The sequence below is a fragment of the Flavobacterium sp. genome (assembly GCF_027531905.1).
In the GTDB taxonomy this organism is placed as follows: Bacteria; Bacteroidota; Bacteroidia; order Flavobacteriales; family Flavobacteriaceae; genus Flavobacterium.
The window spans coordinates 44067-69318 of record NZ_JAPZSU010000003.1 but is presented as its reverse complement, the minus strand read 5'-3'; the positions used below and the strand labels follow the sequence as shown (position 1 = coordinate 69318).

The following is a 25252-nucleotide window of genomic DNA, read 5'->3' as shown; positions in this document are numbered from 1 at the left end:
GAACTATTTACTAAGCACTAATGACTTTAATCGTATTCTTTACTTCCTCAGCAATTCTTCTTGCTTCGGCCATATTTTCATTCGCAATGGTCACGTGTCCCATTTTTCTAAAAGGACGCGTTTGCTTTTTGCCATAAATATGTGGGGTTACGCCATTCCAACCTAAAATAGTTTCGATGTTTTCGTAAACTACATCTCCTGAATGCCCTTCGGCACCTACTAAATTGACCATAATTCCAGCCACTTTGCTATCGGTATTGCCTAAAGGTAAATCCAAAATGGCACGCAGATGATTTTCGAATTGCGAAGTATAACTCGCCTCAATGCTGTAATGACCTGAATTGTGCGGACGAGGAGCCACTTCATTTACTAGGATTTCGTCGTCTTCAGTTTGAAACATTTCAACTGCCAAAAGACCTACGTGGTTGAATTGTTGCGAAACATTTAGTGCAATCGCTCTGGCTTTTTCGGCTACTTTTTCATCGATTCTTGCAGGACAGATTACGTATTCTACCTGATTGGCTTCGGGATGAAATTCCATTTCGACCACAGGATAGGTTTTGATTTCGCCTGATGGATTGCGGCAAACAATAACGGCCAATTCGTTTTTGAATGGAATCATCGTTTCGGCAATGCATTCTACATTGGGTAACAAATCCAAATCCGAAGCTTTTCGAACTACTTTTACGCCGTTTCCGTCGTAACCAAATTCAGTACATTTCCAGACAAAAGGCATTTTGATTGTAGATTGTTGATTAACGACTTCAGATTTTAGATTTTCAAGATTGTAAAACTTTTGGAAAGGAGCAGTTGGTATAGTATGTTTTAAATAAAATTCCTTTTGTATCCCTTTATTTTGAATCAAACGCAAGGTTTTTGGAGATGGATAAACTTTTTTGCCTTCATTTTCTAGTTTTTCTAAGGCTTCTAGATTTACCAATTCGATTTCGAAAGTCAGCACATCGACTTGTTTTCCAAAGTTGTAAACGGTATCAAAATCCATCAAATCGCCTTTGAAGAATTGGTTACAAGCGATTTTGCAAGGCGCTTCGTCGCTAGGGTCTAGTACATAGGTTTGTATATCGAATTTTCGAGTGTCAAACAACAGCATTTTGCCTAATTGTCCGCCACCTAATATGCCTAGTTTAAAATCAGAAGAAAAATAATTCATTTGTTTTATAGTGTGTTTAAAAATTCATCAGGAGAAAGCACATTAATTTCTGCATTTTTATAGTCTTTTAAATCTCTTGTTACAATGCATTCTATGGTGTTAATAGATTGCGCTGAAGTGATTTGAATGGCGTCTTCGAAATCTTTGTGATTTGATTTTAAGCTTTTTTTGATGATATTGATATCCACCGGAATAATCAATACGTGTTCAATAACGTGCTCTAATGCCAATCTTGTTTTTTCCTCAGAAATTGATTTTTTTAAGATATAATGTAATGTTGTTATGGTATTTGAAGAGGAATATAATTTTATTTTTCTTTTAATAGCCAGATTATAGATTGATAACGATTTATGAACAAATGGTTCTCTATTAGCAAAAATATCAACTAATATATTGATGTCGATAAAAATATTTCTCATATACCGTATTTCTCTTTGTAATGCTCGTCTCTAGCTTTCTTTACATCAAAATCTGAAGGTAATTCAATAATGCCCACTAATTTCTTTAAACTTGGGTCTATCTCGTCGTCTTTGTTTTCTTGGGAATTATTCGGGGTAGAAACCAAACTTTTAAAGTAGTTTTCTACCATTTCCGATAGACTTCTACCAGTCCCTTTAGCATAGATTTTAGCTTTTTCTATGACATCTTTTTCTAACGATAATGTGAGCTTGGTGTTCATATACGTATGGTTTTTGCAAATGTACGGATAATTTTTATTTCGTTTATTTTTGAAAATAGAAAAACACTACTTTATTTTCTTTAAAATCTCCCTCGAAACGGCTTTGTAGGCTGCGGATTGAGCGGGATAGTCTTTTTCGATTATGATTTGTAACTCAGGATAAATCCAATCATTCGATTTTCCTAACACAAATAACGTGCGAATACTGTAGCATTTGGCTGCTACTTTAGTATCAGAAATTAACCAATCAAAGCAGCATTCCGTTATTAGTTCAAGATGTTTTGGGGTGAGTTGTATGGTCTTCTTTTTGAAATGATTTTCAACCAATAACTGCAATACTTTGGCAACTGGACGGATAGCACTTTCATTGTTGAGTTGGTTTAAATGCGAACAAAAGAAATCCAAATGCGGTTGCCACCATTCTAGTTGACTATAAGCCACTTGTTCCAAAACCCAAGAGGCTTTGTATGACTTTTCATTTTCTGTGGCAAAGCAAAGGTGTAGCAATTCCTCAAAATGAGCGGGATGATTCAAAACAAATTGTGCCGCCAACACTCTTTTGTCTCGATAGCCACTTACATGATCTAGATGGGACAACAGTTCAGTGCTCATTTTGGATGGTTTTAATTTAAAAATACAAATTTAAAATCAATTGTGAATTGTCAAATACGAATTCTGTATCTTTGTGCATTATTTTAAACCTAAAAAATAATGATACAACTTCACGATAAACAATTTGTTCCGTTTATTTCTGCTAACGAAATTGATTTTGCTATTACCAAATTAGCCGCTCAAATTCAAGATGATTTTGCCGATGAAACTCCTGTTTTTGTTGGAGTTTTGAATGGGTCATTTATGGTGGTTTCAGATTTGATGAAAAAATACAAAAAACCTTGTGAAATCACCTTTATTAAGATGGCTTCTTATGAAGGAACTTCTTCTACAGAGAATGTAAAACAATTAATAGGTTTGAATCAAGATCTTACAGGAAGATCGGTTGTGATTATCGAAGATATCGTAGATACCGGAAATACTTTGGTAGAGCTAAAAGAATTGTTCAAAAGTCAAAATGTAAAGCATTTCAAAATTGCTACGCTTTTCTTTAAGCCAGAAGCCTACAAGCAAGATAGTAAAATTGATTATGTAGGCATCCGAATTCCTAACAAATTCATCGTTGGCTATGGCCTAGATTATGATGGATTGGGAAGAAATTTACCCGAAGTATATCAGCTAAGCGAATAACTAAAAGTAACTATAACTAATTTAAAGGTAATCTTTAACCATAAGGTTGCCACTTTTAAAATTACAAAAATGATTAACATTGTTTTATTTGGGAAACCAGGTGCAGGAAAAGGAACTCAAGCAGAATTCCTAAAAGAAAAATACCAATTAGTTCACATTTCAACAGGAGATGTATTTCGATACAATTTAAAAAATGATACCGAGCTAGGAAAACAAGCTCGTGTTTTTATGGACGCAGGAGATTTAGTGCCAGATGAATTAACCACCAAAATGTTGATTGACGAGGTAAACAAACATTTGGATGCTAAAGGAATTTTGTTCGATGGCTACCCAAGAACTATTTCTCAAGCCGAAGCATTAGATGCCTTTTTGCCAACTATCGGTAGCCAAGTAACCGCTACTGTTGCACTAGAAGCTGATGACGAAGTACTAGTGGCACGTTTGCTTGAAAGAGGAAAAACGAGCGGTAGAGTAGACGACCAAGACGAAGAAAAAATCAGAAACCGTTACCAAGAATACAATGAAAAAACTGCTCCTTTGATGGATTATTACAAGGCGCAAAACAAATTTCACGCTGTAGATGGTATAGGAAGTATTCAAGAAATTACCGAAAGACTTACACAAGTTATCGATAATTTGTAGGAGCATTTCCAGCTGTACGTTACAAGTCCTCCTCTTGTGGTTTGTTTTTGTAAAGTATCGCCCAAGCTTCTTTTAGTCGCTTAGCGCTACTAACAAAAACTAAACCACAAGAGTCCGGGCTTTTCTCTTCCATCTGGGCTAAAAAGAAGTTTAACTAACAAACATAAAATTGGAAATACTGATTATCTTTTTTCTAATACTCTTAAATGGCGTTTTCTCTATGTCAGAAATCGCATTGATTTCAGCAAGGAAAAATAGATTAGAAACAGCAGCAAAAAAAGGAAATAAAAGTGCAAAAACTGCATTAGATTTAGCCAACTCTCCTAATAAGTTTTTGTCAACCGTACAAATAGGAATTACCTTAATTGGTATTTTGACAGGTATTTATTCTGGAGATAAAATCACCAAAGATGTAGAGCTTTTTATACAAAGCTATCAAGTTTTTCAACCCTATGCCCACTCCATTGCAGTAGGGATTGTGGTAGTCGTTCTTACTTTTTTCTCTTTAGTATTAGGGGAGTTGTTGCCCAAACGAATTGGTCTCAACCACCCAGAGTCTATTGCAAAGACTGTAGCGATGCCAATGAAATTTATTTCGATAATCACGGCTCCTTTTATATGGTTACTTACTTCATCTACAGATGCTATTTTGGACCTTTTGCAAATCAAACCTACAGCAGATGGCAAAGTAACTGAGGAAGAAATCAAAGCCATTATCAAAGAAGGTACCGAAGGAGGAGAGGTACAAGAAATAGAACAAGATATAGTGGAGCGCGTTTTCCACATTGGTGACCGAAAAGTCAATTCTTTAATGACGCACCGTAAGTCTGTAGTTTTCTTGCCATTTAATGCCAACAAAGAACAAGTAAGGCAGTTAATGTTGAAAGAATTGCATTCCATTTACCCAGTTTATGGAGAGAATTTTGACGACATAGTTGGGGTGGTTAATTTAAAAAACATATTCTCTAATTTTGAAAATGATAATTTCAATTTAGCGGATATTATGACCGAAGCGCCTTTTATTATGGAACAAACTACCGCTTACACTGCTTTAGAGAATTTCAAAAAAACAGGTATTCATTATGCTTTTGTATCTGATGAGTATGGTGATTTTCAGGGGGTGATTACGTTAAATGATATTTTAGAAGCTTTGGTAGGTGATGCTGCCGAGTTTTACAAAGATGATTTTCAACTAATAGAAAGAGAAGATGGTTCTTGGTTGGTCGATGGACATTATTCATTACACGATTTCTTAACCTTTTTTGAGTTAGATGAACTAATTAATGATTATGAAGTAACTACCGTTAGCGGATTAATCATGACCGAGTTGTCGCATATTCCTAAACAAGGAGAAAAATTGATTTGGCAAAAGTTCGAGCTAGAAGTCATTGATATGGATGGAGTTAAGATAGATAAAGTTATGGTGAAAGCCTTGAAATAAATGGTTTTGGGTTTTGGGTTTTGGGTTTTAGTTTTACCCAATACCCGAAACCCAAGACCTAAAACCTAAAAAAATGACAGAAGGAAATTTTGTAGATTATGTAAAAATATTTGTTTCATCTGGTAAAGGTGGAAAAGGGTCTACGCATTTGCACAGAGAGAAATTTATACAATATGGTGGCCCAGATGGTGGTGATGGAGGTCGAGGAGGACATATTTATCTAGTAGGTAATAAAGGGCTTTGGACTTTGTTTCATCTAAAATTTGCCCGTCACATCAAAGCGGGTCACGGAGGAGATGGTGGTGGCGATAGAAGTACGGGTGCTGATGGAGAAGATAAATTCATCGAGGTGCCATTAGGAACTGTTGTAAAAGACAAAGAAACAGGCGAAACATTATTTGAAATCACAGAAGACGGAGAAAAACAAGTTTTATGCCGCGGTGGAAAAGGTGGATTAGGTAATTGGCATTTCCGTAGTTCGACTAATCAAACACCAAGGTATGCGCAACCTGGTTTGCCTGGTGTTGAAATGGATGTGATTCTAGAGCTGAAAGTTTTGGCTGATGTTGGTTTAGTAGGTTTCCCAAATGCAGGAAAATCGACTTTGCTATCGGTGTTGACTTCTGCAAAACCTAAAATTGCCGACTATCCATTTACGACTTTGAAACCTAATTTAGGAATTGTTGCGTATCGTGATTATCAGTCGTTTGTAATTGCTGATATTCCTGGTATTATTGAAGGTGCAGCCGAAGGAAAAGGGTTAGGACATTATTTCTTACGTCACATCGAAAGAAATTCTACGCTGTTGTTCTTGGTTCCAGTAGATACGCCAGATATCAAAGCGGAATACGATATTTTGGTTAACGAATTGACCAAATACAATCCAGAGATGCTAGACAAAGAACGTTTGTTGGTCATTTCAAAAATTGATATGCTCGATGACGAATTAAAAGCAGAACTAAAAGCCGAATTAGATGTTAAGTTCAAAGACGTTCCTTATATGTTTATTTCATCGGTTGCCCAGCAAGGTTTGACCGAATTGAAAGATAAATTATGGAAAATGTTGAACGAATAATTTCTTTTCAATCAAATATAAAAGGTGTTCTTGAAAAAGAGCACCTTTTTTTGTTTTATAAAATTCATAAAATTAAGTTAAGAAAGAGAATGTAAAATGTGATTTTGAATACGAATAGTCGTTTAAAATGCGAAAATGACTTATATTCGCAATGCTAAAATAAATATTTACCTATATGAAAAAGATTGTCTTATTCTTGACCTTATGCCTGATGGCTTTTCCTGTAAAAGCAGACGAAGGAATGTGGTTCTTGATGTTTATCGAAAGATTAAACCATAGAGATATGGAAAAAATGGGCTTGCAATTAACAGCCGAAGAAATTTACAGTATCAATCACCACAGTTTGAAAGATGCGATTGTACAATTCAATGGCGGATGTACTGCCGAAATTGTTTCAAAACAAGGACTGGTTTTAACCAATCACCACTGTGGCTATGACGCGATTGCAGAATTGTCATCAGAACAAAATAACTATTTGAAAAATGGTTTTTGGGCAAAAGACAAAAGTCAAGAGCTAAAACCAAAGTCGTTGTTCGTTCGTTTCTTTGTGCGTATGGATGATGTTTCTAAACGTATTTTGTCTAAAGTAAATGATAAAATGACAGAAGCTGAGCGCAACAAAGCGATTCAACAAGAGATTGCTTTGATTGAAAAAGAAAACAATGAAGGCGGAAAATATACTGTTTCTGTTCGTCCGTTTTTTCAAGGAAATGAGTACTACTATTTTGTGTACCAAGATTACAAAGACGTTCGTTTGGTAGGAACTCCAACAGAGAGTTTAGGAAAATTTGGTGGAGACACAGACAACTGGGAATGGCCACGTCACACAGCCGATTTTTCTATGTTTAGAGTGTATGCTGACAAAGACGGAAATCCAGCAGAATATTCTCCAGAGAATGTGCCATTGCAACCAAAACATTACTTGCCAATAAGCTTAAAAGGTGTGCAAGAGAATGATTATGCTATGATTTTAGGGTATCCTGGTCGTACCAACAGATGGATGCCAGCTAATGGAATTGAGCAAAACGTGAAGTATGCTTATCCTGCTTGGGTAGAAGGTGCCAAAACAGGAATGGACAATATGAAAAAGTTTATGACTAAAGATGCTACTGTAAACTTACAATATGCTTCTAAATATGCTTCTACAGCTAACTATTGGAAAAACCGTCAAGGAATGATTGATGCTTTGACTAAAGCTAAAACGGCTCAAACCAAAACAAAAGAAGAAGCTAAATTTAACGCTTGGGCTAACAAAGCTGAAAATAAAGCCAAATATGGTGATGTAATTACAACTATCAATAATTATTACGCTCAAACCAACTTGAAAGCGCGTCACGATAATTACTTGACACAATTGTTACGTACTGCTGCTTACGGTGCTTTGCCAGCTAGTTTAGGAAATGGTTTAATCGCTTATGCTAAAGAAAACGAAGCAAAGAGAACTGAAATGTTGCCAAAACTTACCGCTGCGATTGATGGCGCTTACGGAAGTTTGTACGCACCTCTTGAAAAAGAAGTTTTGACCGCACAATTGAATTTGTATGCTGCAAAAGCTGCTGAATATGGTTTGGCACCAAAAGTGGCTGAAATGAAAGCGGCGAATAATGGTGATTTTACCAATGATGTACACAAGGCGGTAACTTCTAGTATTTTTACCTCGAAAGATGCAGTGCTTGCGTTTTTGAAAGAGCCTAAAGTTGAAACTATTACTAACGACCCTTTGTATGTTATTTCTAATGATTTGGTGACTAAAATCAGAGCGAAATCGCCAGAACAAGCCAAAGCTGATGATGATTTTGCTATCGCTTTCCGCAAATTGGTGGAAGGTTTGAGAGAATCAAAATTGAATACGATTCAGTATCCAGATGCGAATTCTACTTTGCGTTTGACTTACGGAAAAGTTCGTGCTTTGCCTGCTGACAAACGTAACGACGCCAAAATTAACAATTACACCACTATGACAGGAATGGTAAACAAATACAAAGCGGGTGACGCTGAGTTTGATTTGCCTTCTCGTTTATTAGAGTTGAATAAAGCCAATGATTTTGGTCAGTATGCGGATAAAGCAGGATATATGCCAGTAAACTTCTTGACAGATAATGATATTACTGGTGGAAACTCAGGTTCGCCAGTATTGAACGGAAAAGGAGAGTTAATTGGTGTTGCTTTTGATGGTAACATTGAAGCGATGGCAGGTGATGTTATTTTTGATAAAAAATTACAAAGAACCATCAATTTAGATATTCGTTTTGTGCTTTGGATTATTGACAAATATGCTGGAGCTCAAAATATTATTGATGAAATGACTATCGTAAAATAGTTTAAAAATAAAATTGAAGGCAAGAAAGAATGTTGTGGCTCTCTAGCCCCGATAGCAGTGAAAATCCTCTAGACTCGTGACCAAACGAGTCTAGAGATTACTTCGACAGTTCGCTTCGCTCGGGTGTAACGGATAGCGGGACGATGACAACCAGAGTGCCTATTTTTTCTGCTCCTAAAAACTTTAATAGATAAGACCGTCTTGATTCATTTCAAGGCGGTTTTGTTTTTGGTGATAGGTGTCAAATAGGAAATCTAAAGTGTGTGGAATGACATTGACTTCGATTCTAGGGTAATTCATAGGCAGTGAGAGCCAATTTTCTATAATCAAATCGAAATCTGGGCCGACTTCGTAAATGACAGGAATGCCCATTTTTTTTAGAGCGGCGGCATTGCATTCTTGTTCGTAATGTTTTCGGATGGGAATGGAAAGGATTTTTTTGCGTAGGTATAAAGCTTCTGAAGGCGTTTCAAATCCGCCACCCGTAATGATGCCCCAGCATTTGATTAGACTTTTGTTGAAAAAGGTTTGGTCTACAGGGTAATAGGTGATATTTTTTGCTTTATGCTTTGTTTTGACATCGCTCAAAAACCAGTGAAAGTGCTCGTTGGGTAATTTATGGAAAGCTTTTTCTAAACACTCTTTTTGAAAAGAGGGAAGATAAACGGTGATATGTCCTCCATTTTTTGGGTCTGCGTTTAAAATTTCGTCCTTGATAATGGGAGGTAAAATGAAGTCATCGTAACGCTCAAAATGCAATCCAATATTTTGTGGAGCGGGTGCATAATGTTTGAAAATTAATTCACCAAAGGCATCTTTTCTTTCGGGTCGAGGGGTTTTTTTGGACCTGAAACTGGCTTGATGCCCGAAGGATACGGAATGTTTTTTTTGTAGTTTGCAGGCCAATGCAGTAATGGAATCAAAATCATTGATAATGACATCGTATTGGTCTAATGGTAGCGAGCGAGCGTCGTTGTAGATTTGGTTGGGCTTTACTTTTTTGGCAATATTCCAATAGTCTAATCCTCCACATTGACTGTAATGAAGACTCAAACCGTTGCTTCGGTATTTAATCGGAATGCTTGGATTTAAGGAAGCATAAGTGCCACTTAAAAGGAAATCTACTTCACCATATTTTTGTAGATAAGGATAGAGCTGAATGGCTCGGCTAATGTGTCCGTTTCCTGTGGCTTGAATGGCGTAGAATATTTTCATGCTTAAGATTGAAAGATTGAAAATAGATTTAAGAAGACTATCTAACACTTTGTATTACTTCAACAAAAAACTTTACGATAAGTATTTGGTCTTGATTCTGTTTTTTTAACTCTATTTCACTAGGATAGGATTTTGACCACGATGTCGTTCTTTGTTTTTTCTTCGGAAGTGTCGGCATCTTTGTAATGTTCTTTAAGGTATTGGTAGATGCTCCATTTTCCTTTTTTGTATTCTAAAGCCGTTAGATTTTCGACCCAATCACCACTATTGAGATAAGTGACTTTTCCGTGTTCGTTTTCGATGGTTTTTATTTGAGGTTTATGGATATGCCCGCAAACCACATAACTGTAGCCTTTTTCTATGGCGATTTCGGCCGCTGTAGTTTCGAAATTGCTGATAAATGCGACCGCTTTTTTTACACTGTCTTTGATGGTTTTGGAGTAGCTTCTTTTTTCTTTGCCGAACAATTCGCGAAACCAATTGATACAACTGTTGATTAAAATCAGTAAATCATAGCCTTTGCCTCCTAATTTAGCAAGGATTTTGGCATAGCCTCTGGTGGAAGAATCAAAAACATCGCCGTGAAAGAACCACGTTTTTTTACCATCGATTTCTAAAATCAATTTGTCGACCAACTCAAAATTCCCTAAAACAAAATCTGAATATTTACGAAGGGCTTCATCGTGATTTCCTGTAATGTAGATGACTCTTGTGCCTAAATTGGAGAGTTTTATGACTTGTCTCAAAACATTCATGTGGGCAACAGGAAAGTAACTTTTGCTAAAATTCCACATATCGATAATATCGCCATTAAGAATTAAGATTTGCGGCTGAATGGATTTGAGGTATTGTAGTAATTCTTTGGCTTGGCAGCCATACGTGCCCAAATGCACATCACTTATAACGACTAAAGGAATTTTTCGTTTACTTTTCATATGTGATTTTTTTTCTTTTGGACTCACATATCAATTGCTTCTTGGTGGTAGAATTTTGTGCACTAGGTTTTGTAAGTTTCAATTTCATATAAAGTTTTTACGAAAATAAGGTAGTAGTGTTAGGGGAATGTGATTTTAGTATTATTTATATATAAAAAAAAAGGCCTCATTTTGAGACCTTTCTAATTAAGAAGTAGCTTTATTACTCTTTTGTATTGATTCGAATTCCTTTGGTGTGATTGTTGAATTCTGGCGCATACATGCTCTCAATAGTGGTGATTCCGTTAGAGAAGTCACCTTGATTGTTTACTCGAATATCGTATTCTAGTACATAAGTTCCTTTGTTTATTTTATCAAAAAAGAAGTGTGTGGCAGCGTCTTTTGTACTCATATAAAAACCTAGTCCGCCTTTGTATTGGTATTCCGAAAGAACATTTACTGGCTCAAAACAAGCAGCGCGCATATCTTTTAAGTGAACAAATTCCATATCTTCTTTTGAAGAAATGATTAATCGGATGGTTACTAAATCGCCAATTTTCAAACTATTTTTAGTGGTGATTTTTTGTAGTTCTTCTCCTGAAAGGGTGTTTTTCTTCAGATACAATTCTTTAGCTATAGATAAAACGGTTCCCGAATTGGTTTTAATTTTGTCTAAGTCTTCAAAATATTGCCAATACACGCCTCCAAATCCAGGAACTTTCGATTTGTTTTGTATAGTAATGTTGGCCATTTCTTTCTTGATTTCATCGGCTTTCCAATTGAGTTTGATATAGCCAGTTTCGGCTTCTTTTTCGTTTTCGGATAATTTTTTGGTTAGGATTTTTTCCTCTCCAATTTTTAAGATGGTATTGTCTTTAACACTTAACCAATCGTTTCCTTGTAGTAACAAGGCATAAATAGCTTCGGTGGTGGATTTTGTAGTGGGCCAGTTTTTGGTTTGTTTGTTTTTGAGTAGCCAAACTTTCATAGCATCCACCGATTTTGTATCGTTTAAAACTTCGGCGAAGGCTTCAATCAAAAGTGCTTGTGTTTCTATAGGAGCTTGATACCAATACCAGCCTGCTTTGTTGGCAATCCAATACATTCCCCAATCTTCATTATTGGCGGCGGTTTCTTTTAGACTTTCTAGAATTTTTTTAGCGGATTCTTTTTCTCCAAATCGGTGTAAAGCCAAGGCAGCTACTCCTTTTTCATATAAAGAATAATCCAACCAATCTGTTTTGGCAGTTTCAAGATACCTTTTTGTGGTTTTTGTTAAAGTATCTGAAAGGGGGAATTGTTCTAAATAAAAACTTCTGGTATATAAATAATGCAAATCAGAATACGGATTTAGCCATATCAATTTGTCGGTTGTTTTTAAGTGTTGCGTTCTACTATTGTGTTGCTCTAAAAATTTTCGATCCAAGAAAGGAATAGCAGTTGTAGCAATTTGATTTATTTTATCTGGGTTGTTCTTTTCTTTGGTCAATTTCGATAAATGTCCTAAGCCAGCCAAAATATGTCGGGTAATGTATTCGCTTTCATTGCCACCGTCAAACCAAGCAAATCCTCCTGAAGCGTGCTGTTTTTGTTTTAGTTTATTGAATGTCGTTTCTTGCGAGAGCTTCATTTTTTCTAAATCGAAAAGCAAGGCGAGATGCTTCTTTTTTTCTTCTTCGTTTTGGGCATCATTCAACCAAGGTGTTTCGGCCAAAATCATCGTTTTGAGTTCTTCGTTTTCTTCGAGTTTTGAATTTAACTTTCCGTTTTTTCTCCAAGTTTCAAAAAGAGTAGCGATTTTTGGGTTACTCGAAATGATTGCTGAAGCCAAGGCATTAGCATAAAAACGCGCAAAAGTTTGTTCGGCACATTCGTGTTCATATTCCATCAAATACGGCAAGGATTGAATGGCTAGCCAAGTAGGGTTTGAGGTATATTCCAAAACAAATTGATGGTTTCGTAAAGTAGTCGAAGTATTATTTTTTAGGTTTTCAAAAGTGTATTCTTTTTTTGAATTTTCTCGTACCCAAATTGGGATACTTTCGGTTACTAGCCTATTATTTGTCAAAACGGGTAGGATATTTTCTTCTCCGTCTGAGAAATTACCAGCTTTTGCCAAGATTTTATATTGAATACCTTGCATCCCTTCAGGAATATAGATTTTCCAACTCACAATGCTGTTGCCAAAAGCAGCAATCTTGAAACTTTTAACCGTTTTTGTGTTTGCTGTTTTCGCATCAATAGATTGCATAGTTGCGGCATCAAAAAGCTGTAAAAGGGCCATGCCGTTTTTGGTTTCATTAGTCATATTGCTCACTTTTGCAGTAATGACAATCGAATCTTTTTCTCTAAAGAAGCGAGGGAAATTGGGTATAACCATCAGTTCTTTTTGTGTAATCACACTTTTTTCTAAATAACCTGAAACGGCTTCTTTGTTGTGCGCCAATAGACGAAGTTTCCAAGCGGTCAAGGCTTCTGGGGAAGTAAAATTGAAACTCACTTTGCCTTGGGCATCGGTTCTTAGATTAGGAAAAAAGAACGCGGTCTCTGATAGATTTTTTCTAGCTTTTACTTGTGTTAAGGCTTCTAATGATTTTTTGGTTATTACGATAATAACACCATTTTTGCCCTTACTGCCGTATAGTGTCGTGGCTTTTGCATCCTTTAAAACATCAAGGGAAATAATGTCTGATGGATTTATATTTTTAAGCATTTCTTCAGAAGCATTTTCTCCATCGATGAAAATTAGTGGCGTACCTTGATTGCCTGTTAATGAAGCTCCTCCTCTAATTCGAATATCCTCTGCTTTTGCTACTACTGGTTTTATAAACTTAACTTGATCCACTTTAGGAGCAGGAGAAAGGCTCATCGCCATTACAGTTGTTTCTTCTACTGCTATTACTGCATCTGGGTCTCCTTTAATTGTTTCACTTCCAATTTTTTTGTCTTTTATATCAACAATAGACATCACATCTCCATAAGTTGTATTATTAATATCAAAGCCAAACCATTTTAGGAGTGTTGCTTCATTTTGAAGTTCTAATGGATTCGATTCTACATTTAAATTCTCAAGATAGATATACGTTTTATCAAATCCTAAACCTGTCCTGAAAAACACCCTATTGGTATAATATTCATAAATGTTCAATGCTCCCCATGCCGTTTTTGTAAACTGGTCTAAAGAACTGTCATACATTGAAACCAAAATTTCCGCTTCCGATTTGGTATTGGTGGCATTCAATTTGAAGGACCAATTTTAGGTACTTCCAGGTTGAATTTTGTTTCTAAAGCTTTCTACAGAAAAATCTATCTTGGGTTCATCGGATTTCAATAGTACTTCTAATTGGTCATTGAAAGTTTGGTTTTCGAAGATACTTTCAAAACCAATGTTTAGAGAATTCTCGAATTCTTTTTGAAGCGGAATTGTAATTGTAGCTTGATGGTTTTCCAAATCAATATTTTTTTCATAAAAAGTACTGTTTTTATAATTGGCAGTAGTATGAATATGCAACGTGTCTAATGTTGAGCGGATCTGAACGGTTACGAAACCATCTTTCTTAGGGTCTTTATTGATTTGCTCAACGGTGAATAATTTATTCGGGCTGTATATGTTTTTATTTTGAATGATTGAAAAATTAGAAACAGTTTCGATAGGATTTTCAAAACTGTCTTTTGCAGAAAACACTACTTTATAATTTCCAGATTGATAATCAGAAATGAAATCTAAATCCAAATTTTTATCTTTTTCCGTATCAATTTTTTTGGAGAAAACTACTATTTCTGTAGGTTTTGCTATTGGTCTTTCATTTGTTTCATAAGGAAATAATCGTTCGAAATCAACATCAGTGATAGCGCTTATTTCTGGCATTGGAAAAATTCTATCTTTGAATTTTTTAGAAAATGGACTTACAAAATACAATTTGATTTCTCCTTTTGCGGCTTTAAATTCTCCATTTAAGTTAGTGCTGCTCAAGGTGATTTCGTTTTTGTTTTTTGTCTCAATACTATTTGGAATAGAAGCATTCAGTATCAAATCATGATAGCCTACTTTTAGTATTGTTTGTGCAGTATGCGTCTCTCCATTGCTATCCGTAACGCTTGCGTCTATTCGATAATTGAAAACAGGAAGCTGTTCCTTACTCGCATTTTTAGACGGTTGGGCAATGAAATCAATCGAAAATTTTCCGGAGGCATCTGTTTTGGTTTCACTACTTACTAAAGTTTCTTCTGATTCATTATTGTAATAATTTTGAAATGAAGTCGTGAAACGTGTAATTGTGTATGTAACTTTAGCATCCGAAATAGTGCTTCCTGCAAATGCTTTGGCGGTTCCTTTTACGCTAACCGAGTGATTCACTTGTAAACTTTGTTTTTTAGGTTCAAACGTAACTTCAAACTTTGGACGCTTGTATTCTTCTACTCTAAAATATAGTTCTGAATTTTTAAAATCTACGTTATCCCAAAACGGATGTTCGTCTTTTATTTTATTATTAGAAACATCCTTATCGTAATCATCGGGTTCATTTGCTATAATTCTAAAATTCCCTGTTAAGCCTGTCTTGGGTAAAACAAACTCGCCAGAGAACGAACCAAATTCATTAGTGATGATATTAAATTGTTTGAAATCTGAATAGTTAGGGTCTTGAATTGTAATTTTAAATGTAGTATGAGGAATTATACTTGATTTGTTTTTCTTTTTTTGGATAGCAATTCCTTTGTAATATACAGTTTGACCTGGACGATAAATGGCTCGATCTAGGTAAAATTCAACTTTCCCTATAGATTTAATAGCTATGTTTTGTTTATAAACACTCCTGTTATGTAAATATCCTTTTTGGAGGAACAGCGTGTCATTTTTGGTTGAGAATGTTATCGACTCATAACCGTCATTGTTTATTTCTTTTGTGTAAAAAGCGATTCCCTTTTTATCTGTTTTTAGGGTTTGATTTAGTAGTTTTATTGTAACATCCTCCAATGGTTTACCCGTTTTTCTATCAAGCACCGTGAAGTATTCTGTATTTTCTTTTGAATTTGCCAAGACAGAAATATTCGATACTGTGATGGTTTCGTAGCCATAACCTTTTTTGTCTTTTGAGTTGGTGTCACTTTCGAAATAAACCAAATAACTGCCTGTTTCAAGTTGTGGTAAAAGGATTTCGGTAGTGTATTCAAAATAATCTTTTTTGTCAACGAGGTCGTATTTTTTTGTTATTGATGGTTTTTTATTAGTTACAATTTGGGTAGCCAAACTGTCTTGATTTTGGGAAATAGTGTAGAACTCGGCAATTTTGTTGTTATTTATTTTAAAAATAGAAATCGTTAAATTGTTTGTGTTTTTATATCGAATAAAAGCTCTAGCGTTTTCTTTATTATAAATGTATTTTTGAAGTTGAACCTGAATGGTTTTTGAAAGCAGTTCGTCTTTTTTTTGAATTGCCAGTTTGTAGGTGTTCGAATTATTGTTTGTTGTCAAAACACGTTCTAATTCAGAAATCGCTTTGCTGTTGTAATCAGGATGAAGTTCTTTGGAAGCTAATTCAGCGTAAACAGTTGCTTTTTCTAATTGAATTTTTTGCAGTTGAATTGTTTCATTTGTTTCTTTTTCCAACTTAATTAGGGCATTTAATAAATCTTCCTCTGATTTTATGAGGAATTGTGAACAAAACAAAATTCGTTCTAATTTGTTTTCTAAAACAGTTGTGTCAGTTTCCAGTTTTTGATATAAAGAAAGTATTTTTTTTAGGTTTTCATCTTTAATTAAATCGAGATTTAATTTTAAAAAGACATCAGTATTACCCAAAAGAGTGTTTTTTTGAGCTTCATATTCTTTGGGTTGAAACTGCCATTCATCTATTTTTGATTTATAAAAGGCAATGTTTTCTTTTAGTAAATAATCAAATAGATTTTCTTTTTTGAATTTTTCTAAAGTAAGAAAATCAAAAATAGCTTCATAATTGGTTAAAGGTGTGGTTTTTAAAATAGCTTCGTTTTCTAAAGTTCTTTCAAATATTTTGACAATGTTCTCTGGAGTTTTAAATCCAGTAACTGTTGAACTGTCAATGGTTACTTCACTATTTTCATCTGCGATTTCAGAGGTATCTGTCGCTGTGACTGCAATATTTTCGTACTCTTCTCTGTAATCGCTCAAACATTTTCCATAAATCCAATTCAAAATAGCTTTAGATGGTATAGAAGCCTGATTGATTTCTTTCTTTAAATTGAGAATGATTTTAGTTTGTGCATTTTCGTCTACTACTTGCAAATATTTTGATTCGTAAAAAAAACATTTAATGATTTGTACTTCATTTTTTTTAGAAATGGCTTTTTTGTGTATTTTGGTTACAATAGCATTTGCGGATTTTAATTTTCCTTGATTTTCAAATTGAAGTACTTTTTGCCAGTCTTTATCATACTCTTGAGCAAATAGTGTACTTGACAGCAATAAAAGTAGATAGCATATATTTTTCATAAGCTTGTTTTTATATCTAGAGTGTTTTTTGATTGATAAGGTTGGGAGATCGCAAAAAGTATTTTGTACAAATTACTATTTTTTATTCAAACAGAAACGAAAGTTAACACATTTTCTTATTTTTGAAGAATGAAAAAATCAGTATTGTTTTTTATTTTATATCCACTTTTTATGGTTTCACAATCTAATTTCGAAACTGCCGAAAAGTTATTTGAAACCGGAAAGTACGCACAAGCTACTCCGTTGTTTGAGTCGGTTTTGAAAACAAATCCAAATGATCTTAAGGCTATTGAATTTCTTGGCGATATTGCTGGAAAAGAAAAAAAATGGGATAAAGCGTTGGGGTACTATAATAAACTAAAAAAAATAAAGCCTAACGTAGCCGATTATCATTACAAATGTGGTGGAGTCATGGGAATGAAAGCCAAAGAAGTGAATAAATTCAAGGCCTTGGGAATGATTGGTGCTATTCGTTCCTCTTTTGAAAAAGCCATAGCTCTCGAACCTAAACACATTGAGGCGAGATGGGCACTCATCGAACTCAATTTGCAATTGCCCGGAATTGTCGGTGGTAGTCAATCCAAAGCGATACAATATTCTAATGAGTTGTTGAAAATTTCTCCCGTTGATGGTTATTTGTCTCGAGGACATATTGAGGAGTATTTTGACCGCTATTCGGCTGCTGAAATTCAATATAAAAAAGCACACGAAATTGGCAATTCAAAAGTCACTTTTCAAAAATTATATCAATTATATTTGAAAAAATTAAACAACCCCAAGAAAGCACAAGAACTGAAATCCCCCTAGCCCCCAAAGGGGGGGCTCTATGTCATTAAGTTAAGGAATAATCAATAATTTGATTGCTGATTTTTGATTAACGATTTTTGATTGCTGATGTATTTAAGATGCTGAAAATTATATAATTTTTAATAACTTGTTCCGAAATCTAAAATCAAGAATCGTTAATCTTCAATCTAAAATCTCTTAACATAATGACATTGGTTGAGAATTCTTGCCTTTATAAATACAACAGAAATAATTTTACTCATTTATTATGAATTCAAATACAAACAATACAGCTGCTGTTTCCCCTTCGGGGGCTAGGGGGCTTCATTTTATAGCTATTGGCGGAAGTGCAATGCACAATTTGGCCTTGGCTCTTCACAACAAAGGATATCAAGTAACAGGTAGCGACGATGCTATTTTCGAACCTTCAAAATCTCGCTTGGAGAAAAAGGGAATTTTGCCTGCTGAGTTGGGTTGGTTTCCTGAAAAAATCACTGCTGATATTGAAGCGGTAATTCTAGGAATGCACGCAAAAGCCGATAATCCAGAATTATTAAAAGCTCAAGAATTAGGATTGAAAATTTATTCTTATCCTGAGTTTTTATATGAACAATCCAAAAATAAAACCCGTGTTGTAATTGGAGGTTCACACGGAAAAACTACGATTACCTCTATGATTTTGCACGTGATGCACTATCATAACATAGAAGTTGATTATATGGTAGGCGCCCAATTGGAAGGCTTTGATACTATGGTACATCTTACAGAAGAAAATGATTTTATGGTTTTGGAAGGGGATGAGTATTTGTCTTCACCAATTGATAGAAGACCAAAATTTCATTTATACCAACCGAACATTGCTTTGATTTCTGGAATTGCTTGGGACCATATCAATGTTTTTCCGACCTATGAAAATTACGTGAATCAATTCGAGATTTTTATTGAAAAAATCACCAATGGCGGTATTTTAGTTTATAATGCTGAAGATTCAGAAGTGAAAAGAGTGGCCGAAGCAGCTACGAATCCGATTCGAAAAATGGCGTATTCCACTCCAAATTATGAAGTAAAAGATGGAGTCACACTTTTAGAAACGCCAGAAGGTCCAATGCCAATTGAAGTTTTTGGAGCACATAATTTGAACAATCTCGCTGGAGCCAAATGGATTTGTCAAAATATGGGTGTAGATGAAGCGGATTTTTATGAAGCGATTGCCAGCTTTAAAGGAGCTTCAAAACGATTGGAAAAAATTGCCGAAGGTAAAGGGAAAGTGGCTTACAAAGATTTTGCGCATTCGCCAAGTAAAGTGGCTGCAACTACAAAAGCCGTAAAAGAACAATATCCTGAACGTACTTTGGTAGCTTGTTTGGAATTGCACACTTACAGTAGTTTGAATTCCGAATTCTTAAAAGAATATGAAGGAGCACTTGAATATGCGGATGTTGCCGTGGTATTCTATTCTCCAGATGCCGTAAAGATTAAGCAACTCGAAGAAGTGACATATGAACAAATAGCCAAAGCGTTCAATAGAGAAGACTTAATCATTTATACTAATCCAGCCGAATTCAAGACTTTTTTGTTTAATCAAAATTTAGAGAATTCCGCACTATTGCTAATGAGTTCAGGAAATTATGGCGGGTTGAATTTTGATGAAGTTAAAAATTTGATGTTGTAGATTCGAAGACATAAAACAATGATAAGGTGTCAGTTTTTGGCACCTTTTTTTATTTCTCGTATTGAAAGTGTCCCACTATCTTGTATTTGAATAAGCAATCTTCTAGGACTTGTCCGTATCCTACATTATGAACAATCAAGGGGCGTAAACCATCACTTGTTTTCTTATGAGTTACAATTCCTATGTGAGGAAGTTTTCCGTTAATCATCCAAGTGACAATATCTCCAGTTTTGTAATCCTTAGCGTTATCGGATACTAATAGTTTTTTACCTTTTCTTTCAAAGAAAACTTCCAAATTTGGAACCCTTCTGTGGTCAATGTTGGTGTCGGTTTTCTTCATTCCCCATTTTTTTAGATTGGGATATTTTGAAAAATTTGCCTTCATATCCTCGTGTACTTCTTTTTGTAAATCAATATTGAGTTTTCTGTAGGCTCTTATTACTACATCGGTACAAACACCTTTGTTTTTAGGAACATCCCCATTTGGATATTTTATAGAGCAATAAGTGGGGTCATAGTTCACATTTGGATTTATAATTGCTAGCGCAGCTTCCGAAAGTTGTAGAGAAAAGGGTTTTGTATTTGGTATAAAAGCTGGGTTTGTAGTAGTTGTGGAAAAATAATTTAGTAGGAAAATTAAATAAATTGCTTTCATTTTTTTACTTTTATTATAAAACGATGTTTTTTCAAAACTAGTATAGTGTTCAATTTTAATTATTTACCATTTGGAAGCAACTAATTTTCCTATTACGCATTGGTCCGAAGATGACAAACCTCGTGAAAAAATGATGCTCAAAGGCAAAAGTGCTTTAAGTGATGCCGAATTGGTCGCCATTTTGATAGGTTCAGGAAGTAGAAGTGAATCGGCAGTGGCGCTGAGTCAACGTATTTTGGCTAGTGTCAGTAATAATTTATCTTCTTTAGGCAAACAATCTTTGGCTCAATTAATGGAATTTAAAGGGATAGGCGAGGCCAAAGCCATTACCATTGCAGCTGCTTTAGAATTAGGTCGAAGAAGAAAAGAAGCGAACCCTCTCGAATTGGTAAAAGTAACATCTAGTAAAGTGGTGTATCAAGAAATGCATCCAATAATAGGAGAGTTAGCTCACGAAGAATTTTGGGTCCTTTATCTCAATAATTCGAACAAGATTATTTTTAAAGCTCAACTCAGTAAAGGCGGGATTACCGGTACTGTTGTAGATGTTCGTCTAGTGTTTAAAATTGCTTTGGAGCAAAATGCAGTCGCTATCGTTTTGGCGCATAATCATCCGTCAGGTAAACTGCAAGCCAGCGAAGCTGATATTCAAGTAACTAAAAAAATTAAAAATGCTGGATTACAGTTGGAGATTCCAGTTTTAGATCATGTAATTGTTACTGAACATAGTTATTTTAGCTTCGCTGATGAAGGAATTTTATAATTAGTGTAATTGATAAGGACATTTGTCTTATATTTGCAGACAAATGTCTTTTTTATGGAAGCGATTAAATTAAATTCTCAAACGGCTATAAATGCAATGGTGCGTTCCTTTGTTTCAAAATTAGAGCAAAGTAGTGGCTACAAAGTGTTGAATAAAAAATTAACGTATGCCGATTTCTTAAAGAATAAAATGCTAATTGTCCACGCCATTCGCGAAGGGATTCCCTATGATTTTTTCAAATTGATTCAAGAACAAACGCCTTTTAATGAAGAAGATTGGGCTCTTTTCTTAGGAATATCTACAAAATCTTTGCAGCGCAGTCGTGCCAAGGATAGTTTTGTTTTTAAACCTTTACAATCCGAAAAAATATTAGAATTAGCGGAAGTGACCACTGTTGGAAGAACCATTTTTGATTCAGAGGAACAGTTTTACAGCTGGTTAACGCTTCCTTCATATGCTTTAGGTAATCTAAAACCAATTGAGTTATTGCGAGATTCTTACGGCAAAGAAATGGTCTTGCAAGAGATGATAAAAATCGACCAAGGTATTTTTGTGTAATGGAAGTTTTTCGACTAGCCCGAAAGAAATATCCCATTGAGTTGTCAGGTAAAGGCGCTTCAATCTGTGGTGCCAGATGGAATTCTAAAGGCACAGAAATCATTTACACAGCAGAAAGTAGGGCACTTGCTATGGCAGAAGTTGTAGTGCATTTGTCATTGGCTACTTTGCCAAGTGATTTTGTAATGTTAACCATTGCTATTCCTGATACTATTGAGGTTCTAGAAGTTAAAATGGCTGAATTACAATCGGATTGGAATGTGTTTCCGTCCTCCTTTCATACCGCTGTAATTGGAGATCGTTTTATTCAGCAAAATGATTTTGCGATACTCAAAGTTCCTTCGGCAGTGGTCAAAGGAGATTTTAATTTCTTAATTAATCCGTTTCATCCGGATTTCAAACAAATTCAAATTACAGATCAGATTGATTTTCCTTTTGATAAACGAATATTCAAATAATAGTATGCTTTTAAAAAATATAACCGATGTCTTTTTTGATTTAGATCATACCCTTTGGGATTTTGACAAAAATTCTGAGATGGCTTTTGATGCTATTTTCAAAAAAAATCATCCTGATGTAGATACCACTTTATTTATAGAAAAATATATCCCAATTAATCAAGCTTGTTGGAAATTATATCAAAATGACCAAATTTCTCATAATCAATTGCGTTATGACCGTTTGAAATTGTCATTTGATGCTTTAGGATATGCCATTTCTGACGCAGCAATTCATCAAATGGCAATTGATTATATTGATTTGTTGCCTGAAAATAACTTTCTATTCGAAGGGACTATTGCTATTTTAGAATACTTGCATAAGAAATACACTTTACATATCATTACAAACGGTTTTGCTGCTGTTCAAGATAAAAAAGTTAGAAATTCTAATTTAGAAATTTATTTTAAAACCATTACCAATTCAGAAATGGCAGGGGTTAAGAAGCCGAATCCTATTATTTTTGAGCACGCACTCGAAATGGCCAATACCAAAAAGGAGCAGAGTGTAATGATTGGCGATTGTCTCGATGCAGATGTAAAAGGGGCTATAAATGCCGGTTTAACAGCAATATTTTTCAATCCAAATCAGGTTCCTGTAGACCCCGAAATCAAACAAGTGAAACATTTACTAGAGTTACAAAATTTCTTGTAACTTTAAACCAATTAGAAAGAGGCTTTTTCCTCTGTTTTTTTTACTTTAAAAATAATGATAATGAAAGTACGTTTTTTATTCTTTTTCGCCCTTTTGGCCAGTTTTTCATTCGCTCAATCGCTAAATGATTTTAGAGCGGTTATTGTTCCTTTGAAATTTGATTTTCAAAAACAAACAAACGAATACCGTGTCTCTACACTAACGAAGTATAATTTAACTAAAGCTGGTTTTGAAGCATTTTATGCAGAAGAGCCTAATCCCTACGACAAATGTAGTTTGTTGTATATCGACGTTATTAATATGAAAGCGTTTTTGGCGACCAAAATGTATTTTGTCTTGAAAGATTGTTATGGAAAAGAGATATTTAAATCGACTACAGGTTATACCAAAGAAAAAGACTATCAATTGGCCTATACTGAAGCCTTAAATGAAGCTTTTAATTCGTTGTATGCTATGAATTATAAATATACTCCAGGAGCAATACCGGTAGTTACATCAACTCCAAGCCAAGTTTCCGCTCCAAATCCCGTGCCTGTCCCAGTTGTGTCTAATGTTAGTACGCCAGTTAGCACTGTAGTAGCGGCTAACGCAGCAGCTAATACTACAGTTTATTACGCACAACCTACAGCCAATGGCTATCAATTAGTAGATACGACTCCAAAAGTTGTTATGAAATTATACAAAACCTCAAAAAGCGATTACTTCACGGCTGTTAGAGACGGCGTTCAAGGTGCTTTACTTTTAAAAGACAACGAGTGGTATTTTGAATATTATAAAAATGATCAGCTAGTGTCTGAAAAAATTGCGATTAAGTTTTAGTCAGTTTAGAATACCAACCGAATAAATAACAAAAACGAGAATGATTTGATTTATCAAATCATTCTCGTTTTTGTTTTATTTACCTCTTACCTCTTACCTCTTACCTCTTACCTCTTACCTCTTACCTCTTACCTCTTACCTCTTACCTCTTACCTCTTACCTCTAACTTCTAATTTCTAACTTTATCAGTATCCATACTTCTCCTTCCATCTATATTTCAAAAATTCTCTAATACTATTTTCTCTCGAGTTATTGCCGGGAACATAAATAGGGGTGTTGCTCAGTGCTTCCGGAAGGAATTCTTGTTCGGCAAAATTGTTCGCGTAATCGTGCGAATATTTGTATTCTTCGCCATAGCCCAACTCCTTCATTAATTTTGTTGGTGCATTTCTTAAGTGTAACGGTACGGGCAAATCTCCGGTTTGTTTTACGATTTGTTGAGCGGTGCCAATGGCCATATACGAAGCATTACTTTTTGGGGAAGTTGCCAAATACACCGCACACTGACTCAAAATAATGCGACTCTCAGGATAGCCTATCGTAGCCACCGCCTGAAAAGTATTATTAGCCATAATAAATGCCGTCGGATTAGCATTGCCGATGTCTTCACTAGCCAAAATCAACATTCGTCTGGCTATGAATTTAACGTCCTCGCCACCTTCAATCATCCGTGCCAACCAATATACCGCTCCATTGGGGTCACTCCCTCGAATCGATTTTATAAAAGCGGAAACAATGTCATAATGTTGTTCTCCCGTCTTGTCATACAAAACCGTATTTTGTTGCACCAATTCCAAAACCCGTTCATTAGTAATAATAATCGGTTCCGAGGCCGAGGCATTGACCACCAATTCAAATATATTAAGGAGTTTTCTACCATCGCCTCCAGATAATCGTAGCAAAGCTTCGGTTTCTTTTAGCTCAATTTTTTTGCTGGCCAAAATGGCGTCCGCTTGCATCGCTCTTTCCAGCAGAGATTCTAAATCTTGTTTGGTAAAAGCATTCAGAATATACACTTGACAACGCGATAACAAAGCGGGAATCACCTCAAAACTCGGATTTTCAGTCGTAGCACCAATCAAAGTAATCCATCCTTTTTCCACCGCCGCCAAAAGCGAATCTTGTTGCGATTTACTAAACCGGTGAATCTCATCAATAAACAAAATCGGATTTTTAGCCGTAAACAATCCGCCACTTTGTTTGGCTTTTTCAATCACATCCCGAATGTCCTTCACCCCAGAATTGATAGCACTCAATTCATAAAAAGGTCGTTTAGATTCCTGTGCAATAATCTGCGCCAACGTAGTTTTTCCAGTACCCGGCGGTCCCCACAATAGCAGCGAGGGGATGATTCTGTTCTTAATTTGTTGCGTCAACGAGCCGTTAGGCCCCACCAAATGCGTTTGACTTATATAATCCGTCAAGGCTTGTGGCCGAATGCGTTCTGCTAAAGGTGCTTCCATACCACAAAAATAAACATTTTTTATAGTTTTCAGGAGCCAATCCAGCTGTACATTACAAGTCCTCGCACCGCGCTCTGTTTTTCTAGGCATAAAAGGAGCTTCCTTTGGTCGCTCTTTTCTGCCAAGAAAAAATAAGAGCGCGGCACTCCGGGCTTTCCATTCCCATCTGGGCTAACCCTACCACAACACATTAGGTATGACAATTTAGCATTTTCG

Annotated in this window: 22 protein-coding genes; 12 read left to right on the top strand and 10 right to left on the bottom strand. The window is 35.4% G+C overall.

Features of this window, described 5'->3' with window-relative positions; all coding sequences use genetic code 11:
- Positions 1 to 10: 10 nt before the first annotated feature.
- The 4 genes from O9307_RS01515 to O9307_RS01500 form a co-directional block, all read right to left on the bottom strand.
- Positions 11 to 1171 (bottom strand): 5-(carboxyamino)imidazole ribonucleotide synthase, encoded by a 1161-nt coding sequence (locus O9307_RS01515; RefSeq protein ID WP_298294628.1) that lies wholly within the window; start codon positions 1169 to 1171, stop codon positions 11 to 13.
- A gap of 5 nt (positions 1172 to 1176) precedes the next feature.
- Positions 1177 to 1590, bottom strand: coding sequence for a PIN domain-containing protein (locus O9307_RS01510; RefSeq protein WP_298294626.1), 414 nt, complete (start codon positions 1588 to 1590; stop codon positions 1177 to 1179).
- On the bottom strand, positions 1587 to 1850 hold the full coding sequence (locus tag O9307_RS01505; protein WP_298294624.1) for a DUF6364 family protein: 264 nt from the start codon (positions 1848 to 1850) through the stop codon (positions 1587 to 1589). Before O9307_RS01505 ends, O9307_RS01510 begins: the two co-directional genes overlap by 4 nt.
- Positions 1851 to 1916: 66 nt before the next feature.
- Positions 1917 to 2462, bottom strand: a complete 546-nt coding sequence (locus tag O9307_RS01500) for a hypothetical protein (RefSeq protein ID WP_298294622.1) — start codon at positions 2460 to 2462, stop codon at positions 1917 to 1919.
- A 99-nt stretch (positions 2463 to 2561) separates the two neighbouring features.
- Between O9307_RS01500 and hpt the strand changes: the two genes are divergently transcribed.
- From hpt to O9307_RS01475, 5 genes are all read left to right on the top strand, one after another.
- Positions 2562 to 3092 (top strand): hypoxanthine phosphoribosyltransferase, encoded by a 531-nt coding sequence (gene hpt, locus O9307_RS01495; protein WP_298294620.1) that lies wholly within the window; start codon positions 2562 to 2564, stop codon positions 3090 to 3092.
- Between the two features lie 69 nt (positions 3093 to 3161).
- Entirely contained in the window at positions 3162 to 3734 is a 573-nt protein-coding gene (locus O9307_RS01490; protein WP_298294618.1) for an adenylate kinase, read from the top strand.
- Positions 3735 to 3903: 169 nt separating this feature from the next.
- Positions 3904 to 5175 carry a hemolysin family protein gene (locus O9307_RS01485; RefSeq protein ID WP_298294616.1) on the top strand — a complete coding sequence of 424 codons (1272 nt, stop codon included), beginning with the start codon at positions 3904 to 3906 and terminating at the stop codon, positions 5173 to 5175.
- Between the two features lie 73 nt (positions 5176 to 5248).
- Positions 5249 to 6250, top strand: a complete 1002-nt coding sequence (gene obgE, locus O9307_RS01480) for a GTPase ObgE (RefSeq protein ID WP_298294614.1) — start codon at positions 5249 to 5251, stop codon at positions 6248 to 6250.
- 175 nt (positions 6251 to 6425) lie between these two features.
- On the top strand, positions 6426 to 8570 hold the full coding sequence (locus tag O9307_RS01475) for a S46 family peptidase (protein WP_298294611.1): 2145 nt from the start codon (positions 6426 to 6428) through the stop codon (positions 8568 to 8570).
- 183 nt (positions 8571 to 8753) lie between these two features.
- Here O9307_RS01475 and O9307_RS01470 read toward each other — a convergent pair whose 3' ends face one another.
- The 4 genes from O9307_RS01470 to O9307_RS01455 all read right to left on the bottom strand — a co-directional run bounded on the left by O9307_RS01470 (position 8754) and on the right by O9307_RS01455 (position 17168).
- Positions 8754 to 9785, bottom strand: a complete 1032-nt coding sequence (locus O9307_RS01470) for a glycosyltransferase family protein (RefSeq protein ID WP_298294609.1) — start codon at positions 9783 to 9785, stop codon at positions 8754 to 8756.
- A gap of 119 nt (positions 9786 to 9904) precedes the next feature.
- A complete protein-coding gene (locus O9307_RS01465) occupies positions 9905 to 10720 on the bottom strand; it encodes a UDP-2,3-diacylglucosamine diphosphatase (RefSeq protein ID WP_298294607.1) in 816 nt (271 codons plus the stop codon).
- Positions 10721 to 10922: 202 nt separating this feature from the next.
- The gene (locus tag O9307_RS01460) at positions 10923 to 13940 is read right to left on the bottom strand and encodes an alpha-2-macroglobulin family protein (protein ID WP_298294605.1); all 3018 of its coding nucleotides are present in this window, start codon (positions 13938 to 13940) and stop codon (positions 10923 to 10925) included.
- A 15-nt stretch (positions 13941 to 13955) separates the two neighbouring features.
- Complete coding sequence (locus O9307_RS01455) at positions 13956 to 17168, bottom strand: MG2 domain-containing protein (protein WP_298294603.1); 3213 nt, start codon at positions 17166 to 17168, stop codon at positions 13956 to 13958.
- A 129-nt stretch (positions 17169 to 17297) separates the two neighbouring features.
- Here O9307_RS01455 and O9307_RS01450 point away from each other — a divergent pair, with 129 nt between their 5' ends.
- Both O9307_RS01450 and O9307_RS01445 read left to right on the top strand, forming a co-directional pair.
- Positions 17298 to 17975, top strand: coding sequence for a tetratricopeptide repeat protein (locus O9307_RS01450; protein WP_298294601.1), 678 nt, complete (start codon positions 17298 to 17300; stop codon positions 17973 to 17975).
- 247 nt (positions 17976 to 18222) lie between these two features.
- Complete coding sequence (locus tag O9307_RS01445; protein ID WP_298294600.1) at positions 18223 to 19626, top strand: Mur ligase family protein; 1404 nt, start codon at positions 18223 to 18225, stop codon at positions 19624 to 19626.
- Positions 19627 to 19675: 49 nt separating this feature from the next.
- Here O9307_RS01445 and O9307_RS01440 read toward each other — a convergent pair whose 3' ends face one another.
- A complete protein-coding gene (locus O9307_RS01440; RefSeq protein WP_298294598.1) occupies positions 19676 to 20281 on the bottom strand; it encodes a DUF1287 domain-containing protein in 606 nt (201 codons plus the stop codon).
- Between the two features lie 70 nt (positions 20282 to 20351).
- Between O9307_RS01440 and radC the strand changes: the two genes are divergently transcribed.
- From radC to O9307_RS01415, 5 genes are read left to right on the top strand one after another with little or no spacing between them, the layout of a single operon-like run.
- A complete protein-coding gene (radC, locus tag O9307_RS01435) occupies positions 20352 to 21044 on the top strand; it encodes a DNA repair protein RadC (RefSeq protein WP_298294596.1) in 693 nt (230 codons plus the stop codon).
- A gap of 54 nt (positions 21045 to 21098) precedes the next feature.
- Positions 21099 to 21602: an antitoxin Xre-like helix-turn-helix domain-containing protein gene (locus O9307_RS01430; RefSeq protein ID WP_298294594.1), complete on the top strand. Its 504-nt coding sequence runs from the start codon at positions 21099 to 21101 to the stop codon at positions 21600 to 21602.
- A complete protein-coding gene (locus O9307_RS01425; protein ID WP_298294592.1) occupies positions 21602 to 22060 on the top strand; it encodes an RES family NAD+ phosphorylase in 459 nt (152 codons plus the stop codon). The genes O9307_RS01430 and O9307_RS01425 overlap by 1 nt, the downstream gene beginning before the upstream one ends.
- Before the next feature lie 4 nt (positions 22061 to 22064).
- Complete coding sequence (locus tag O9307_RS01420; RefSeq protein ID WP_298294590.1) at positions 22065 to 22754, top strand: YjjG family noncanonical pyrimidine nucleotidase; 690 nt, start codon at positions 22065 to 22067, stop codon at positions 22752 to 22754.
- 60 nt (positions 22755 to 22814) lie between these two features.
- Positions 22815 to 23573: a hypothetical protein gene (locus O9307_RS01415; protein WP_298294588.1), complete on the top strand. Its 759-nt coding sequence runs from the start codon at positions 22815 to 22817 to the stop codon at positions 23571 to 23573.
- Positions 23574 to 23758: 185 nt separating this feature from the next.
- Here the strand turns inward: O9307_RS01415 and O9307_RS01410 are convergent, their stop codons facing one another.
- Positions 23759 to 25036, bottom strand: a complete 1278-nt coding sequence (locus O9307_RS01410; protein WP_298294585.1) for a replication-associated recombination protein A — start codon at positions 25034 to 25036, stop codon at positions 23759 to 23761.
- Positions 25037 to 25252 lie beyond the last annotated feature (216 nt).

Bases quoted from the DNA above. Each gene is read 5' to 3' on its own strand.
- obgE (WP_298294614.1), top strand. From the start codon at position 5,249: ATGACAGAAGGAAATTTTGTAGATTATGTAAAAATATTTGTTTCATCT.
- O9307_RS01465 (WP_298294607.1), bottom strand. From the start codon at position 10,720: ATGAAAAGTAAACGAAAAATTCCTTTAGTCGTTATAAGTGATGTGCAT.
- O9307_RS01470 (WP_298294609.1), bottom strand. From the start codon at position 9,785: ATGAAAATATTCTACGCCATTCAAGCCACAGGAAACGGACACATTAGC.
- O9307_RS01515 (WP_298294628.1), bottom strand. From the start codon at position 1,171: ATGAATTATTTTTCTTCTGATTTTAAACTAGGCATATTAGGTGGCGGA.
- O9307_RS01420 (WP_298294590.1), top strand. From the start codon at position 22,065: ATGCTTTTAAAAAATATAACCGATGTCTTTTTTGATTTAGATCATACC.
- O9307_RS01510 (WP_298294626.1), bottom strand. From the start codon at position 1,590: ATGAGAAATATTTTTATCGACATCAATATATTAGTTGATATTTTTGCT.
- O9307_RS01455 (WP_298294603.1), bottom strand. From the start codon at position 17,168: ATGAAAAATATATGCTATCTACTTTTATTGCTGTCAAGTACACTATTT.
- O9307_RS01425 (WP_298294592.1), top strand. From the start codon at position 21,602: ATGGAAGTTTTTCGACTAGCCCGAAAGAAATATCCCATTGAGTTGTCA.
- O9307_RS01410 (WP_298294585.1), bottom strand. From the start codon at position 25,036: ATGGAAGCACCTTTAGCAGAACGCATTCGGCCACAAGCCTTGACGGAT.
- O9307_RS01430 (WP_298294594.1), top strand. From the start codon at position 21,099: ATGGAAGCGATTAAATTAAATTCTCAAACGGCTATAAATGCAATGGTG.
- O9307_RS01490 (WP_298294618.1), top strand. From the start codon at position 3,162: ATGATTAACATTGTTTTATTTGGGAAACCAGGTGCAGGAAAAGGAACT.
- O9307_RS01440 (WP_298294598.1), bottom strand. From the start codon at position 20,281: ATGAAAGCAATTTATTTAATTTTCCTACTAAATTATTTTTCCACAACT.
- O9307_RS01415 (WP_298294588.1), top strand. From the start codon at position 22,815: ATGAAAGTACGTTTTTTATTCTTTTTCGCCCTTTTGGCCAGTTTTTCA.
- hpt (WP_298294620.1), top strand. From the start codon at position 2,562: ATGATACAACTTCACGATAAACAATTTGTTCCGTTTATTTCTGCTAAC.
- O9307_RS01505 (WP_298294624.1), bottom strand. From the start codon at position 1,850: ATGAACACCAAGCTCACATTATCGTTAGAAAAAGATGTCATAGAAAAA.
- O9307_RS01450 (WP_298294601.1), top strand. From the start codon at position 17,298: ATGAAAAAATCAGTATTGTTTTTTATTTTATATCCACTTTTTATGGTT.
- O9307_RS01445 (WP_298294600.1), top strand. From the start codon at position 18,223: ATGAATTCAAATACAAACAATACAGCTGCTGTTTCCCCTTCGGGGGCT.
- O9307_RS01475 (WP_298294611.1), top strand. From the start codon at position 6,426: ATGAAAAAGATTGTCTTATTCTTGACCTTATGCCTGATGGCTTTTCCT.
- O9307_RS01500 (WP_298294622.1), bottom strand. From the start codon at position 2,462: ATGAGCACTGAACTGTTGTCCCATCTAGATCATGTAAGTGGCTATCGA.